This window comes from Achromobacter sp. 1011791174 (assembly GCF_059760925.1).
Genome location: NZ_JCBANH010000074.1, coordinates 1 through 16,065, shown reverse-complemented (window position 1 = coordinate 16,065; position 16,065 = coordinate 1). Strand labels below are relative to the sequence as shown.

The 16,065-nt window shown below is 65.6% G+C and carries 12 protein-coding genes; 8 read left to right on the top strand and 4 right to left on the bottom strand.

All coding sequences use genetic code 11. The features are described from left to right. Positions 1-35: 35 nt before the first annotated feature. Positions 36-458, bottom strand: a complete 423-nt coding sequence (locus tag AC6LJ5_RS21960; RefSeq protein ID WP_103275741.1) for a hypothetical protein — start codon at positions 456-458, stop codon at positions 36-38. Between the two features lie 301 nt (positions 459-759). Here AC6LJ5_RS21960 and AC6LJ5_RS21955 point away from each other — a divergent pair, with 301 nt between their 5' ends. Beyond that, on the top strand, positions 760-2,070 hold the full coding sequence (locus AC6LJ5_RS21955; protein WP_498141615.1) for a solute carrier family 23 protein: 1,311 nt from the start codon (positions 760-762) through the stop codon (positions 2,068-2,070). A 50-nt stretch (positions 2,071-2,120) separates the two neighbouring features. Here AC6LJ5_RS21955 and AC6LJ5_RS21950 read toward each other — a convergent pair whose 3' ends face one another. After that, positions 2,121-3,743: a methyl-accepting chemotaxis protein gene (locus AC6LJ5_RS21950; RefSeq protein WP_103275739.1), complete on the bottom strand. Its 1,623-nt coding sequence runs from the start codon at positions 3,741-3,743 to the stop codon at positions 2,121-2,123. Between the two features lie 900 nt (positions 3,744-4,643). Here AC6LJ5_RS21950 and greA point away from each other — a divergent pair. Next, positions 4,644-5,120: a transcription elongation factor GreA gene (greA, locus tag AC6LJ5_RS21945; protein WP_103275738.1), complete on the top strand. Its 477-nt coding sequence runs from the start codon at positions 4,644-4,646 to the stop codon at positions 5,118-5,120. A gap of 282 nt (positions 5,121-5,402) precedes the next feature. Here the strand turns inward: greA and AC6LJ5_RS21940 are convergent, their stop codons facing one another. Beyond that, complete coding sequence (locus tag AC6LJ5_RS21940) at positions 5,403-6,008, bottom strand: YhbY family RNA-binding protein (protein WP_103275737.1); 606 nt, start codon at positions 6,006-6,008, stop codon at positions 5,403-5,405. A gap of 18 nt (positions 6,009-6,026) precedes the next feature. Between AC6LJ5_RS21940 and AC6LJ5_RS21935 the strand changes: the two genes are divergently transcribed. The 5 genes from AC6LJ5_RS21935 to AC6LJ5_RS21915 all read left to right on the top strand — a co-directional run bounded on the left by AC6LJ5_RS21935 (position 6,027) and on the right by AC6LJ5_RS21915 (position 12,005). Continuing rightward, entirely contained in the window at positions 6,027-6,659 is a 633-nt protein-coding gene (locus tag AC6LJ5_RS21935; protein ID WP_103275736.1) for an RlmE family RNA methyltransferase, read from the top strand. A 226-nt stretch (positions 6,660-6,885) separates the two neighbouring features. After that, positions 6,886-8,784, top strand: coding sequence for an ATP-dependent zinc metalloprotease FtsH (gene ftsH / locus AC6LJ5_RS21930; RefSeq protein WP_103275735.1), 1,899 nt, complete (start codon positions 6,886-6,888; stop codon positions 8,782-8,784). Positions 8,785-8,802: 18 nt separating this feature from the next. Beyond that, positions 8,803-9,648, top strand: coding sequence for a dihydropteroate synthase (folP, locus tag AC6LJ5_RS21925; RefSeq protein WP_103275734.1), 846 nt, complete (start codon positions 8,803-8,805; stop codon positions 9,646-9,648). Further along, positions 9,645-10,988 carry a phosphoglucosamine mutase gene (gene glmM / locus AC6LJ5_RS21920; RefSeq protein ID WP_103275733.1) on the top strand — a complete coding sequence of 448 codons (1,344 nt, stop codon included), beginning with the start codon at positions 9,645-9,647 and terminating at the stop codon, positions 10,986-10,988. The genes folP and glmM overlap by 4 nt, the downstream gene beginning before the upstream one ends. Positions 10,989-11,201: 213 nt before the next feature. Then, on the top strand, positions 11,202-12,005 hold the full coding sequence (locus AC6LJ5_RS21915; protein ID WP_392409723.1) for a GNAT family N-acetyltransferase: 804 nt from the start codon (positions 11,202-11,204) through the stop codon (positions 12,003-12,005). Between the two features lie 277 nt (positions 12,006-12,282). Here AC6LJ5_RS21915 and ppx read toward each other — a convergent pair whose 3' ends face one another. Beyond that, positions 12,283-13,770: an exopolyphosphatase gene (gene ppx, locus AC6LJ5_RS21910; protein ID WP_498141614.1), complete on the bottom strand. Its 1,488-nt coding sequence runs from the start codon at positions 13,768-13,770 to the stop codon at positions 12,283-12,285. 219 nt (positions 13,771-13,989) lie between these two features. On the opposite strand from ppx, the gene ppk1 reads away from it, so the two are divergent. After that, positions 13,990-16,065, top strand: a complete 2,076-nt coding sequence (gene ppk1 / locus AC6LJ5_RS21905; RefSeq protein ID WP_392409724.1) for a polyphosphate kinase 1 — start codon at positions 13,990-13,992, stop codon at positions 16,063-16,065.

Below are 16,065 nucleotides of genomic sequence, written 5' to 3'. Positions count from 1 at the left end.
CTCCGAAAGCGTGCGGCAGCGGAAGGGGAAGAGGGCTAGCCGGCCGCCTTGGCCGCCTTGGCCTTGGCAATCAGGACCTTCTGGATCTGGCCCATGATCTGCGTGGCCTGCGAATTCAGGGACTGCAGCTGTTCCGATTTCTGCTCCGCCGGCATGCTGCTGGCCTCGATCTTGCGGATCTGCTCCATGACCTTGCTCAGCTGGCGCAGCAACTGCTTGATCTGGCGGGTGTAGATGTCGTCGTCTTCCTTGGGCTCGAGGTCCGCGGCCTCTTCGGCCTTCTTGTTCGAGCCGTTCAGGCCGCTTTGCTCGCCGTTCAGACGCAGCTTGCCGTCCGCCGAGATGGTGACCGGATCCGAGCCGTCCGCGCTCTTGTCCTCTCTGTTCGCCCGGATTTTCTGGTTCCAGAGGTCGAACATGGCGTTATTCGAGGTGCTGCCGATAGGGTTGATGGCCATGATAGTCCCGCGTTGTTGGTGATTTTCTGGGGTAGGTCCTGACAAGTACGGCATTTTGGCGCTGAAATTAAGGCCCACCCCCGAGGCGCTTGCGCGCCTCCCCCTCAAGGGGGCATGCCTACGGACCGGCGGAGCCGGATCCGTGGCATCCCGCTGGTGCGCGCGTTACATGTTTTATGGGGGAGGACTTAAATATTGCGGGGGGGTCGTGCGGGCCTTTACACTGGCGCCCGCCCGTCGCTTGGCTCACTGGAGCGGGCGCCGTCCGGGCTCATCGACCCGACAACATCCTGGGGAATCCATGTCCAAATCGTACTTTCCGCGCTGGCGCCTGGCGGACGACGCCGAGCCCGGCGTCATCATCGCGCCCGACGAAAGGCTGTCCTGGCCCAAGAACGTGGCCATGGGCGCGCAGCACGTGGTCGCCATGTTCGGCTCCACGGTGCTGGCGCCGCTGCTGATGGGGTTCGATCCGAACGTCGCCATCCTGATGTCGGGCATCGGCACGCTGATCTTCTTTCTGTTCGTGGGCGGGCGGGTGCCGAGCTACCTGGGGTCCAGTTTCGCCTTCATCGGCGGCGTCATCGCCGTCACCGGCTATGCGGGCGGCGGCGCCAACGCCAATATCGGCGTGGCGCTGGGCGCCATCATCGCCTGCGGCCTGGCCTATACCCTGATCGGCCTGATCGTCTGGGCCGTCAATGCGCGCGCCGGCGGCGGGGCGGGCTGGATCGACACGCTGATGCCGCCGGTGGTGACCGGTGCCGTGGTGGCCGTGATCGGCCTGAACCTGGCGCCCATCGCGGCCAAGGGCGCGATGGGGCAGTCGGGCTTCGACACCGCCATGGCCCTCGTCACCGTTCTGTGCGTGGGCGGCATCGCCGTGTACACGCGCGGCATGGTGCAGCGGCTGCTGATCCTGGTGGGCCTGATCCTGGCCTGCGTGGTGTACGTGATCTGCGCCAATGTCCTGGGCCTGGGCAAGCCCGTGGAGTTCGCGGGCGTGACGGCGGCGGCCTGGTTCGGCCTGCCTCATTTCGCGGCGCCGGTGTTCAAGGCCGAGGCCATGGGCCTGATCGTGCCGGTCGCCATCATTCTGGTTGCCGAGAACCTGGGCCACGTCAAGGCGGTCAGCGCCATGACGGGCCAGGACCTGGACCGCTACCTGGGCCGCGCGTTCGTCGGTGACGGCGTGGCCACCATGGTGTCCGGCGCGGTCGGTGGCACCGGCGTCACCACCTATGCCGAGAACATCGGCGTGATGGCCGTGACCCGCATCTATTCCACCCTGGTCTTCGTGGTGGCGGCCCTGATCGCCATCGTGCTGGGCTTCTCGCCCAAGTTCGGCGCCCTGATCCAGACCATCCCGGCGCCCGTGCTGGGCGGCATGTCGGTCGTGGTGTTTGGCCTGATCGCCGTGGCCGGCGCCCGTATCTGGGTGGTGAACCAGGTCGATTTCAGCGACAACCGCAACCTGATCGTGGCCGCGGTCACGCTGGTGCTGGGCGCGGGTGATTTCACCGTCAAGCTGGGTAATTTCACGCTGGGCGGGATCGGCACCGCCACGTTCGGCGCCATCATCCTGTACGCCTTGCTGCGTCGCAGGAAATAAGGCCCGCCGGGCCGGGCGTGGAGCGCCCGGCCCGATCAGGCCTGCCTGGCTCAGGGGCGCGACAGGCGTGTCGCCCGGGCGCCATGGGCCAGGACGGCCGCCGGTTCCGCCTCGATCACCTGACCCGACTGGGTCTTGAACACCGCCGTGGCCTCGGCCAGCTTGCGCGCCTGGTCCTCCATGGCCGAGGCGGCGGCCGAGGCCTCTTCCACCAGCGCGGCGTTCTGCTGCGTCACCTCGTCCATCTGCGATACCGCCAGGGTGATCTGGTCGATGCCGCCGGCCTGCTCGGCCGAGGCCGCCGAGATTTCGCCCATGATGTCGGCCACGCGCTGCACCGAGGTCACGATTTCCTGCATGGTCTGGCCGGCGGCCGTGACGTGGGCCGAGCCCGACGCCACGGTGTCCACCGAGGTTTCGATCAGGGTCTTGATTTCCTTGGCTGCCTGAGCCGCCCGCTGGGCCAGCGTGCGGACTTCGCCGGCGACGACCGCGAAGCCCTTGCCCTGTTCGCCGGCGCGCGCGGCTTCCACGGCGGCGTTCAGGGCCAGGATATTCGTCTGGAAGGCGATGCCGTCGATGACCGAAACGATGTCGGCGATGCGTTTCGAGCTGTCCGAAATGCCCTGCATGGTCTGGACCACCTGGCCCACGGTCTGCCCGCCGCGTTGCGCCACTTCCATGCTGACGGCCGCGAGCTGGTTGGCCTGGGCGGCGTTGTCGGCGTTCTGCTTCACCGTGGCCGCCAGCTGTTCCATGGTGGCGGCGGTCTGCTCCAGCGCGGCGGCCTGTTCTTCCGTGCGGCTGGACAGGTTGGCGTTGCCGGCGGCGATCTCGGCCGAGCCGATGTTGATCTCGTCCACGCCCTGGCGCACCGTTGAAACGGTGCGGGTCAGACCCTCCTGCATGCGCTTGAGCGCCGCGAACAGGGCGCCGATTTCATTGTTGGAACGGGTTTCCACCCGACTGGTAAGGTCGCCGCCCGCGATGCGGTCGAAGTGCATGCCGGCTTCCCGCAGCGGCAGCAGCACGCCGCGGCGGATGAAGGCCCAGCACAACGCGGCCAGCAGCAGGGCGGTGGACAGCAGGGCGATGGCCGAAATCCGGGCCGAGGCGTAGGTCCGCTGCGAGCTGTCGAGCACCGCGTCGCTGCGCTCGGCCACCCGGCCCAGGAAGGCCTGCATGTCCTTGGTGAAGCCTTCATCGATCTGGCGCAGCTTGCGCTGCCCTTCCTGGTAGCGAGGGACGGCGTTTTCCTTCAGCGCGGAATACTGCGCATCCAGGGCGGCGGCGTATTCGCTGAACCGGGCCTGCAGCGTTTGCGCCAGTTGTTGTCCGCGCTCGGTCTTGGGCACGGCCATATACCTGGCATAGCGTTCACGCGCCATTTGCAATTGGCTGTTGGCGGTCTGGAGGAATATCGCCGCCTGATCCGCGGAACCGGATTGCAGCTCGGATATGGTCGCATCCAAGGCCAGGCGGGTGCGCAGCAGGGCGCCGTTCGCTTCATACAACGGGTCGACCTGGTGCACGGCGACATTATTCAGGTCTTCTATTTCCGCGACGCTGCGCTGGGCATTAATCCAGCCCAGCCCGCAAGCGAGCGCCAAGGCAGTAACGAAGCAGAACAGCACCAGCAGCATTCCGGTACGGACTTTCAGTTTTTCCAGCATGAGATAGCTCCTCGGTCTTGAACGCGACCCATCGCGCGCCGGGAAATTCCCCCGCCCGGACAGCGCCATGGGAGGCGGATGTCGCGCCGAATGACTGCGATGCATCCGCCGGACTGCAACACGCACAATCAATCGTTCTCGCGGTGAGTTTTTGGAAGAAACTCCGCGACCCCGTTTTAGTAATAAAGAGAAGCGCCGGTTGAAATGCCGGTTGTTTTTAATTGTTCATTAATAAAGCAACTTTCCGGTTATACCTTCTTTGGGCATTTTGACTACGGTTTTTTACACACGCGCGGCTATCAAAAACCGTGTCGATATTGGGCAGTATCTTTTATGCAACGAACGATTTATTCGTAATAAACAGCGGGTGAAGACGGTGGGAATGGGCGGAGGGTCGAAAGCGGCGCGCAGGCGGGCGCGGTCATCCTGAAATGGCAGTCTGCCCCGGGCACCGCAGTGTTGGCGGATGGATGCAGCTGGAGCGGAAAGCTCGCGCAAAGCCTGGAGAGTTCTTGGTGTTTGTCAGCTGGCACAGCCCGCATCTGGCGGTTTCTTGCGTGGAAACGCCGGTTTCTCGCGGGTTACGGCGGCGAAATGCGCGGAAAACGACGGTTTTTCCGGCGGCTTGCAATTCGTCCGAACTTTGACCACAATATGACCTTGATTGCCCCGGTTCCGACCCGAGCCGGGGTTTTGTTTTGGTCGCAGCCCGCCGCCTCGCCGGCCGGCCGATCAGAGCGGGCAAAGGGGAAACCGATCGGGTTCAGCCTTGCGCCTTCCCTGATCCCGCCGTCCCGCAACAGTCGCCACGCAGCAACGGCGGCGCGAGAGACAGGCCTACGGCCTTCACACCGAGAACGCTCCGTCGGGGGCGTTTTCTACTTTTGTTTGGGAAACGACATGTCTGCCATTCCTTTGACCGTGCGCGGGGCCGAGCGCTTGCAAGAAGAGCTCCAGCGGCTGAAAACCGTGGAACGTCCTGCCGTTATCAACGCCATCGCTGAAGCGCGTGCGCAAGGCGATCTGTCGGAAAATGCCGAATACGACGCCGCGCGCGAGCGTCAGGGCTTTATCGAGGGCCGCATTGCCGAGCTTGAAGGCACGCTGTCCAACGCTCACCTGATCGACCCGTCCTCGCTGGACGCGGAAGGCCGGGCGGTATTTGGCGCCACCGTCGATATCGAAGACCTGGATTCGGGCGACCGCCTGACCTACCAGATCGTCGGCGACGTGGAAGCCGACATCAAGTCGAATCTGATCTCCGTGTCGAGCCCCGTGGCCCGCGCGCTGATCGGCAAGAGCGAAGGCGACGTCGTCGAGGTCCTGGCCCCGGCCGGCGTGCGCGAGTATGAAGTCCTGGGCGTGCGTTACATCTGACGCAGCTGCCCATTTAGCTGTAGACCATCAAAACACCATAGGTTGAACTTCACGTTCATCGGCAATCCGCGATAACATGCGGACCGCTTATGGTGGATCGGGCGCGTAATGCGCCCGTTTTTGTTGCCGCGGGTTCCTCGTCCGACCCGACCCCGGTGTTGGATGGCGCTGCGCCCAGGGCTACTTCGTCGCGGGGCGGTCCCGAGACGAAAAAAAGCCCCCTGGCGGGGGCAGTCCCGGCGCAAACAGGCGCTGCGCCGGATGGTTTTGCTTGTTCCGGACTCAGCGCTTGGACGACGAGCGGCGGCTGGTGCCGCTGCGGGCTCCGGCGCGCAGGCTGAGCGCGCTGCCCGCGCGGCGCGGAATCGCGTGGGCGCTGCCGGATGCCTTGCGGGTGCTCGGGCGCATGGGCTTGCCGTTCTTGTTGAGCTCGCTGGCCGGGACGCGCGCCGGCTTGGCCGGGGCTTCGTCCGGGTCGGCCCGGCGCGCCGGGCGCTTGGACAGCGTCTTGCCTTCGGCGGCGAGCTTCTTGGGCGTATGCGGCTCGGAGGCGCGGCGCTTGGCGGGACGTTCGGGCTCCAGGGCGGCCAGTGCGGCGGGCTTGATGTTGCCCGGCAGCTGGCGGAACAGGATCAGCGTCTTGCCCAGGTGGTGTACCGGGGCGCAGGACAGCTTGTCGCAGATTTCCGACAGCATGGCCTCGCGCGCCTCGCGATCGTCACCGCCGGCGCGGACCTTGATCAGGCCATGGGAAGTCAGCGCCCGGTCGATTTCCTTGAGCACGGCCTCGGTCAGGCCGTTGTCGCCGATCAGGACGACGGGGCGCAGGGGGTGAGCGGCGGACCGAAGGTCGCTGCGCTCGCGAGAGGTAAGTTCTAATATAGGCATGCGTGGAATTGTACGGTAATGGCCAAAAATAAATTCTCCAAAGACTGGATTCACCAGCACATCAACGATCCCTATGTGAAGCTGGCGCAACAGAAGGGCTATCGGGCCCGGGCGGCGTTCAAGCTCATAGAGATCCTGGACACCGAAAAGCTGATGCGCCGCGGCGACCTGGTGGTCGACCTGGGCTCGGCGCCCGGCAGCTGGTCCCAGGTCGCGCGCGAGCGCCTGGCGGGGCCGGGCGGGATCGTGGACGGGCGCATCATCGCCCTGGACATCCTGCCCATGGAGCCCGTGGCGGGGGTGGAATTCATCCAGGGCGACTTCCGCGAGGACGAAGTCCTGAAACAATTGGAGGAAATGGTGGGATCCCGCGCCGTGGATCTTGTTATTTCCGACATGGCCCCCAACTTGTCCGGGGTAGGCATCGCGGACGCCGCGCGCATCCAGCATGTCTGCGAGCTGGCGATGGAGTTTTCCTGCGCCCATCTCAAGCCCAACGGGGTGTTGATAGTCAAGGCTTTCCACGGCAGCGGCTTTTCGCAGATCGTGCAGTCCTTCAAGCAGCGCTTCAAGCGGGTGGTCGAGCGCAAGCCGAAGGCGTCCCGGGACAAGTCCTCGGAAACCTTTCTGGTCGCCCGTGATCTGAAGTAGCCCTGCCGGAGCCTGGCGCTCCGGCGCCACAAAACCACGGCCAGCCCCTGGACTGGCCAGCGAGACAGCGACCGGAAAAACCTCGAATCAGACGTAACCCTACGGCTCCCAGGCCTCCCAGGACGCAACGCAGTCCGTCAGGGTAGAATGGGCTATTGACATACTTGTGACTGTGCCATACGCGGGTGCGCAGTCGCCGGTCGGAATCGAAAGCAGGAGATCGACCTTGAACAACTCATTTTCGAAAGTCGCTGTCTGGATGGTGATAGCCCTTGTGCTGTTCACCGTCTTCAAGCAGTTTGACGGACGCGCCCAGACCCAGGACGGCGTGACCTACACGCAGTTCATGGACGACGCCAAGGCGGGACGCATCCGCAAGGTGGACGTGCAGGGTGGTCCTGGCGGCGACGTGCTGTACGTCACCCCGGACGCCGGTCGCGCCTACACGCTGACCTCGCCGGGCGACCTCTGGATGGTCTCCGACCTGCTGAAGTACGGCGTGCAGGTGTCGGGCAAGCCGCGCGAAGAGCAGTCGCTGCTGATGAGCATCTTCGTGTCCTGGTTCCCCATGCTGCTGCTGATCGGCGTCTGGGTGTTCTTCATGCGCCAGATGCAGGGCGGCGGTCGTGGCGGCGCGTTCAGCTTCGGCAAGTCGCGCGCCCGCATGCTTGACGAGAACACCAACCAGATCACCTTCGTGGACGTGGCCGGCTGCGACGAAGCCAAGGAAGACGTTCAGGAACTGGTCGACTTCCTGCGCGACCCGAGCAAGTTCCAGAAGCTGGGCGGTCGCATTCCGCGCGGCGTGCTGATGGTCGGCTCGCCCGGTACCGGCAAGACGCTGCTGGCCAAGGCCATCGCCGGCGAGGCCAAGGTGCCGTTCTTCAGCATCTCGGGTTCCGACTTCGTTGAAATGTTCGTCGGCGTGGGCGCGGCCCGCGTGCGCGACATGTTCGAGAACGCCAAGAAGCACGCGCCCTGCATCATCTTCATCGACGAAATCGACGCGGTCGGCCGCCAGCGTGGCGCCGGCCTGGGCGGCGGCAACGACGAACGCGAGCAGACCCTGAACCAGATGCTGGTCGAGATGGACGGCTTCGAGTCGGGCCAGGGCGTCATCGTGATCGCCGCGACCAACCGTCCCGACGTGCTCGACCCGGCGCTGCTGCGTCCGGGCCGCTTCGACCGCCAGGTCGTGGTGCCGCTGCCCGATATCCGCGGCCGCGAGCAGATCCTGAAGGTCCACATGCGCAAGGTTCCGCTGTCGCCGAACGTCGACGCGACCGTCCTGGCGCGCGGCACGCCGGGCTTCTCCGGCGCCGACCTGGCCAACCTGGTCAACGAGGCCGCCCTGTTCGCCGCCCGCCGCAATGGCCGCACGGTCGACATGTCCGACTTCGAAAAGGCCAAGGACAAGATCATCATGGGCGCGGAACGCCGCTCCATCGTGATGCCCGAAGAGGAACGCAAGAACACCGCGTACCACGAGTCCGGCCACGCGATCGTCGCCCGCCTGCTGCCCAAGACCGACCCGGTCCACAAGGTCACCATCATCCCGCGCGGCCGCGCGCTGGGCGTGACCATGCAGCTGCCTGAGACCGACCGCTACAGCATGGACAAGGGCCGCCTGCTGTCCACCATCGCCGTGCTGTTCGGCGGCCGCATCGCCGAAGAAATCTTCATGGACCAGATGACGACGGGCGCCTCGAACGACTTCGAACGCGCCACCGCCATCGCCCGCGACATCGTCACGCGCTACGGCATGACCGACGAGCTGGGCCCCATGGTCTATGCCGAGAACGAAGGCGAAGTGTTCCTGGGCCGCAGCGTCACCAAGACCACGCACATGTCCGAAGCCACCATGCAGAAGGTGGACACCGAGATCCGCCGCATCATCGACGAGCAGTACAGCGTCGCGCGCAAGATCCTGGAAGACAACCGCGACAAGGTCGAAGTGATGACCTCGGCGCTGCTCGAATGGGAAACCATCGACGCCGACCAGATCAACGACATCATCGAGGGCCGCCCGCCGCGTCCCCCGAAGACGCCGCAGGGCCCGTCCGACACCTCCGACACGCCGCCCACCGGGCTGGCCGCCGGCGGCAACACGGCAGCCGCCGTCTGAGGTTTGCCATACTGAGTCATGGCGAATAACTTTCTTTGCGGGCGCTTCGAGTTCGATCTCGAGCGCCCGCTTGTCATGGGTATCGTCAATGTCACACCGGATTCCTTTTCCGATGGCGGCCGGCATGACGACACCGACTCGGCGGTGGCGCACGCGCGCGGCCTGATCGCCGAAGGTGCGCACATCCTGGACCTGGGCGGGGAATCCACCCGCCCCGGCGCCGAGCCCGTCTCGGCCGCCGACGAGCTGGCGCGCCTGCTGCCGGTGATCGAGGCGCTGCGCGATTGCGGCGTGCCCCTGTCGATCGACACCTTCAAGCCCGAAGTCATGCGCGCCGTGCTGGATGCCGGCGCCGACATGATCAACGACATCTACGGCTTCCGGCAGCCCGGCGCCATCGAGGCGGTGGCGCAGTCGCGCTGCGGGTTGTGCGTGATGCACATGAAGGGCGAGCCGCGCACCATGCAGGCCAGCCCGCCCGAGTACACCGACCTGATCGGCGAGATCGGCCTGTTCCTGGGATCGCGCGCGCAGAAGCTGCGCGCCGCCTGGGTGGACCCCCGCCGCATCGTGCTGGATCCGGGCTTCGGCTTCGGCAAGACGGCGGACCAGAACTTCCAACTGCTGCGCCGGTTGTCCAGCCTGCGCAGTTCCAGCTATCCGCTGCTGATCGGCCTGTCGCGCAAGAACATGATCGGGCAGGCCACCGGCCGGTCCGTCGACGACCGGCTGCCTGGCAGCATTGCCGCCGCCCTGGCCTGCGTGGCGCGTGGCGCGTCCATCGTGCGGGTGCACGATGTGGCCGCCACGGTCGACGCGCTGAAGGTCTGGCAGGCGGCTGAACAAGGAGCAATTTGTTCATGATTCGACGCAAGTATTTTGGTACCGACGGGGTTCGCGGCGAAGTCGGCGGCCCGGTGATCAACGCGGAATTCGCGCTGCGCCTGGGTTACGCCGCCGGGCGCGTGCTGGCCCGTGAACACGCGGTGCGCGGCGGCAGCCGCCCGCAGGTGGTGATCGGCAAGGACACGCGCATCTCGGGCTACATGCTGGAATCCGCCCTGGAAGCCGGGCTGTCGGCGGCGGGCATCGACGTGCTGCTGGCCGGTCCCATCCCGACGCCGGCCGTCGCCTACCTGACCCGTGCGCTGCGCCTGGTGGCGGGCATCGTCATCAGCGCCTCGCACAATCCCTACCAGGACAACGGCATCAAGTTCTTCTCGGCGCAGGGCATGAAGCTGCCCGACGACATCGAGGCCGATATCGAGGCCGCGCTGGACGAGCCGCTGGGCTGTGTCGGGTCCGAGGGGTTGGGCCGCGCCCGCCGCATGTCCGACGCGCAGGGCCGCTACATCGAATTCTGCAAGAGCACCTTCCCCAACGACCTGGACCTGAACGGCATGTCCATCGTGGTCGACGCCGCCCACGGCGCCGCCTACAACATCGCGCCGCACGTGTTCCGCGAGCTGGGCGCCGAGGTGCACGCCATCGGCGTGCATCCGGACGGCTTCAACATCAACAAGGGCGTGGGCGCGCTGCATCCCGAGCTGCTGGCGCGCGAGGTGCAGGCCCGTGGCGCCCAGGTCGGCATCGCGCTGGACGGCGACGCCGATCGCCTGCAGATGGTCGATGGCGACGGCCGCATCTACAACGGCGATGAACTCCTGTACGCCATCGTGCGCGAGCGCATGCAGCGCGGCAAGGTCGACGGCGTTGTTGGCACCCTGATGACCAACTTCGGTTTCGAGCGCGAGATGCAGCGCCTGGGCGTGGGCTTCGAGCGCGCCAACGTCGGCGACCGCTATGTGCTGGAGCAGATGCAGAATCGCGGCTGGCTCTATGGCGGCGAAAGCTCCGGCCACCTGCTGTGCCTGGACTGCCATACGACGGGCGACGGCATCATCGCCGCCTTGCAGGTGCTGACCGCGCTGCGCCGCAACCAGGCCACCATGTCCGAATGGCTGGGCGAGCTGCGCATGTATCCGCAGAAGATGATCAACGTGCCGCTGGCGCCGGGTCAGGACTGGAAGACCCATGCCGGCCTGTCGGCCGCGCGCCAGTCGGTCGAGGCCGAGCTTGCGGGCCGTGGCCGGATCCTGATCCGCGCCTCGGGCACCGAGCCCAAGCTGCGCCTGATGGTGGAAGCCGAAGACGAGGCGCTGGCCGTGTCCAGCGCCGAGAAGCTCGCGGCCAGCCTGGGGTGATTCCGCTCGGGCGCCCGGGCAGGGCCATCCGCCGCATGACGGCGGGTGGCCCTTCTTTGTTGTTTCCGCGTATTGATTTGTAAAGTTTTGTTGAGCTTTGCGGAAATACCGTCTATCTGCTCCGAACTAAACTTCATAGTCACGTAACATATTGGTCAAGTCTTTGACATACAGGGCGTCCAAACTGACCGGACTCTCTAGGAGCTTCGCGCAATGCTGGAACTAGCACGCATCAACCCAAGCCGTAATGCCGCCGAACCGTGGACGGGCCCCGCCCCCAAGGTGCTGGTGGTCGGCCTGGCGCGCACGGCAGACGAAATCGAGCAGATCCAACGTCTGCGCTACGACGTCTTCACAGAGGATATGGGCGCGGTCTTTCCCGATGCCCAGGACGGTGTCGAGCATGATCGCTTCGACCCGTTTTGCGAACATCTGATGGTTCGCGAACTCGACACCGGCCGTGTGGTGGGTACATACCGCATCCTGACCCCGGAAAAAGCCCGGGAGGCCGGCGGCTACTACTCCGAATCCGAATTCGATCTCTCGGGCCTGGGTCCGATCCGCGACGAGCTGGTGGAAGTCGGCCGCTCGTGCACGCACGCCGACTATCGCAACGGCACCGTCATCATGCTGCTGTGGTCCGGCCTGGCCGAGTACCTGCGCCGTGGCGGCTACCAGTACGTGCTGGGCTGCGCCAGCGTCAGCCTGCGCGACGACGGCGTCACCGCCGCCGAAGTGTGGCGCACCATCTCCAAGCAGCTGCCGCAGGGCGATGAGCCGTATGTCGAGCCGCTGCACCGCTACCCGGTGGAAAAGCTCAATAGCACGCTGCCGGCCCGCGTGCCGCCGCTGATCAAGGGCTACCTGAAACTGGGCGCGCGCGTCTGCGGCCAGCCCGCCTGGGATCCGGATTTCAACGCCGCCGACTTCCCGGTGCTGCTGAAGATGGACGGCATGGACGAGCGCTATCGCCGCCACTTCGGCCTCGATCAACCCGCCCCGACCGGGCAGCGCTGATCATGCGCCGCCTGTTCCGTCGTATGAAGATCAAACTGATACGGCGGGCCACGCGGCCTTTGCGTCAGGAATTGCGGCGTCTGGAAAGGCAGACGGACTTGTCGCCTTTTTGATCCGCTTGAAAAAAAAAGCCAGCGTGCCGCGCAAGCGCCACGCTGGTTTTTTTCATAGGCTGGCCGGCGGTTCCGGGCTCGCCCGATCCTTCGCGTTCAAGAATGGAAAAGAAACGCCCCCAAGACCGGGGGCGTCGGAAGCGCGAAGCCGGGCGCCGTCGCCGTCAGAACTCCAGCACCTGGAACGAAAAGCCCACCTTGGACCATTCGGCTTCCTCGGCGCGCAGCGTGAAATCGCTGAGAGGGTGCTGGGCCAGCCATTCCTTGTTCACGCGCACGACGATGGAGTCGCCGCGCACCGACGCGGTCAGCGGCAGCGGCTCGATCTCGCCGCGGCGGCGGAACAGCAGCACGGCCAGGCGCAGGCTGAGGATGGCGGTCCATTGGGCGTGGTTGCGCACCAGCGGCTCCAGCTTGCTCAGCTTACCCTGGTGGCCCAGCGCCAGCAGCGCCAGCAGCTGCTGGTCGGCGCGCGAGAAGCCCGGCATGTCGGCGTTTTCCAGCACGTAGGCAGTGTGCTTGTGGTACGCGTTGTGCGCGATCGACAGGCCCACTTCATGCAGGTCGGCGGCCCAGCCCAGCGCGGTGCGCAGCTCGGCGCGTTCGGCGCCTTCGGGCATCATGGCGTCGAACAGCGAGAGCGCGGCGTGATGCACGCGGCGGGCCTGGTTCGCGTCCACGTGATAGCGCTTCATGAACTGACGCACGGATTCGTCGCGCTTGTCGTGCTCGACGTCGCGGCCCAGCAGGTCGTACAGCACGCCCAGCCGCAGTGCGCCGTCGCCCGTGTGCATGACCTCGATGCCCAGCTCGTCGAACAGCGCGCTCATGATGGCCAGCCCGCCGGGCAGCACGTCGGCGCGCTCGACCTTGATGCCGGGCAATTCCGACGGCACGACGCGCCCGGCGCGGACGATGCGATCCTTCAGCTTGGACAGGCCGGCGCGCGTGATGCCGCGGTCGGACATGCCTCCTTCGGTCAGGATGGCGAACAGCGCCTTGGCCGTGCCGGACGAGCCGTAGGCTTCCTTCCAGCCGGTCTTGCGGTACTGCTTGGCGATCACTTCGATCTCGCGGCGGGCGGCCAGCTCGGCCTGCTTCATCTGGTGCGCGTCGATCACGCCGTCCGAGAAGAACTGGCGGCTGTAGCTGACGCAGCCCATGTACAGCGAGGACATCAGCGTGGGCTCATGGCTCTTGCCGATGATGACCTCGGTCGAGCCGCCGCCGATGTCGATGACCAGGCGCTTGTTGGGCGAGGGGGGCAGGGTATGGACCACGCCCGAAAAGATCAGGCGGGCTTCTTCGCGGCCGGCGATGACTTCGATGGGAAAGCCCAGCGCGGCTTCGGCGCGGGGCAGGAAATCGCGGGTGTTGCGGGCGACGCGGAAGGTGTTCGTGGCCACCGCGCGCACGCGGTTGGGGTGGAAGCTGCGCAGGCGTTCGCCGAAGCGTTCCAGCACCGCGATGGCGCGTTCGATGGCCTCGTCGCCAAGGCGCTTTTCGGTGTCCAGTCCGGCGGCCAGCCGGACGGTTTCCTTGAGACGATCGATCTGATAGATCTGGGGCGTACCGTCTTGCTGGACGATGCGTCCGATGGAGAGGCGGAAGCTGTTGGACCCGAGGTCCACGGCGGCCAGAAGTTGATCCATGCGGCTCGTGATGATGGCTGTAAGAGTGGCCCGATTATAGATACCTCATGTGACAGTCCCCCCGGATTCGGGTTTTCTCTTATGGAACAGGGGCTTGGCGCGCGCAGGGCGACATCCATGCGTCCCGGTTTTGTCGTACCCTACGTTTGCAGCATGTGTCACGGAAACGTCACGATTTTGAAGTAAAACCTCACGCTCTCTTCATGTATGGAATCTGGTATGACCACACGCCCGCCCGCAGAGCCCTGGCTGCTGAATCGAGAGTTGTCGCTGCTCAAATTCAACGAACGCGTGCTGGCGATGGCGGAAAGTCCCACGACTCCCCTGCTGGAGCGTCTGCGCTACGTGTGCATCCTCAGCTCCAACCTGGACGAGTTCTTCGAGATCCGGATTTCCAGCCTCAAGGAGCAGCAGCGCCAGTCGCCCAACCTGGTCGGCCCGGACGGCATGACGCCGGACCAGGCTTTCGACAACGTGCAGCGCGCCGTCCATGAACTGGTGACGCGGCAGTACGCGCTGCTCAACGACGAAATCCTGCCGGCCATGCAGGCCGAGGGCATCGCCCTGCACCATGCCTCCGAGTGGAACCCGCAGCAGCAGGAATGGGCGCACGAGGTCTTCATCCGCGACGTGATGCCGCTCCTGACCCCTATCGGACTGGATCCGGCGCACCCGTTTCCGCGCGTCTACAACAAGAGCCTGAATTTCATCGTGTCGCTGTCCGGCGCCGACGCCTTCGGCCGCCAGGCGTCGATCGCCGTGGTGCAGGCGCCGCGCGCGCTGCCGCGCCTGATCAAGATGCCGCCCGAGCTGTCCGGCCATCCGGAAGGCTACATCCTGCTGACTTCGCTGCTGCGCGCCTTCGTGGGCGAGCTGTTCCCCGGCCTGGAGATGCTGGGCTGCTACCAGTGGCGCGTCACGCGCAACAGCGACCTGTTCGTGGACGAGGAAGAAGTCACCAATCTGCGCCATGCCTTGCAGGGCGAGCTGTCGCAGCGCAATTTCGGCGCCGCCGTGCGGCTCGAGATCGACAAGATGACGCCGCCCGAGCTGGAGACCTTCCTGCAGCGCGAGTTCTCGCTCAAGCCCGAGGACACCTACCGCGTGCCCGGGCCGGTGAACCTGTCGCGCCTGATGCAGCTGTGCAATGCCAACACGCGTCCCGAGTTGCTGTTCCCCGACTACCGCGCGCCGGTGCAGGCGCCGTTCGACCGCGTCGGCGACAAGCCCGCCGAGCTGTTCGAGGCGGTGGCCGAGCAGGACCGGCTGCTGCACCATCCGTACCAGTCGTTCCAGCCCGTCATCGATTTCCTGACAGCCGCCGCGCTGGATCCGGACGTGATGGCGATCAAGCAGACCATCTACCGCACCGGCGAGGATTCCGAGCTGATGAAGATCCTGCTGGCCGCCGCTCGCGCCGGCAAGGAGGTGACGGTGGTGGTGGAGCTGATGGCGCGCTTCGACGAGCAGACCAATATCAACTGGGCCTCCAAGCTCGAGGAAGTGGGCGCGCACGTGGTCTACGGCGTGGTGGCGCACAAGACGCACGCCAAGATGGCCGTGGTGCTGCGCCGCGAAAAGGGCCGGCTGCGCCGCTACGCCCACCTGGGCACCGGCAATTACCATCCTCGTACCGCGCGCCTGTACACCGACTTCGGCCTGCTGACCGCCGATCCCAAGCTGTGCGAGGACATGGACAAGGTCTTCGCCCAGCTGACCGGGCTGGGCGCGCGCCGCGCGCTCAAGTCGCTGATGCAGTCGCCCTTCACCATGCACGAAGGCATGGTCGAGCTGATCCGCGCCGAGGCGCGCGCGGCCCGGGCCGGCAAGCGCGCGCGCATCATGGCCAAGATGAACTCGCTGCTGGAAGAGCAGATCATCGAAGAGCTGTACAAGGCCAGCCAGGCCGGCGTCAAGATCGACCTGATCGTGCGCGGCGTATGCGCGCTGCGCGCGGGCGTGCCGGGCCTGTCCGAGAACATCCGGGTGCGCTCCATCGTCGGGCGCTTCCTGGAGCATTCGCGTGTTTTCTATTTCTACGCCGACGGCGACGAGATCGTCTACCTGTCCTCGGCGGACTGGATGGACCGCAATTTCTTCCGCCGCGTCGAGATCGCCTTCCCGATCTACGACAAGACGCTCAAGAAGCGCGTCATCGACGAAGCCTTCACCTACGCGCTGCGCGACAACCAGCTGTCCTGGCAGCAACTGCCCGACGGCGATTACGTCCGGGTGAAAAGCCGCGCAAAGCCCTTCAACGTGCACCAGTACCTGATGCAGAAGCTGGGCGCGTAG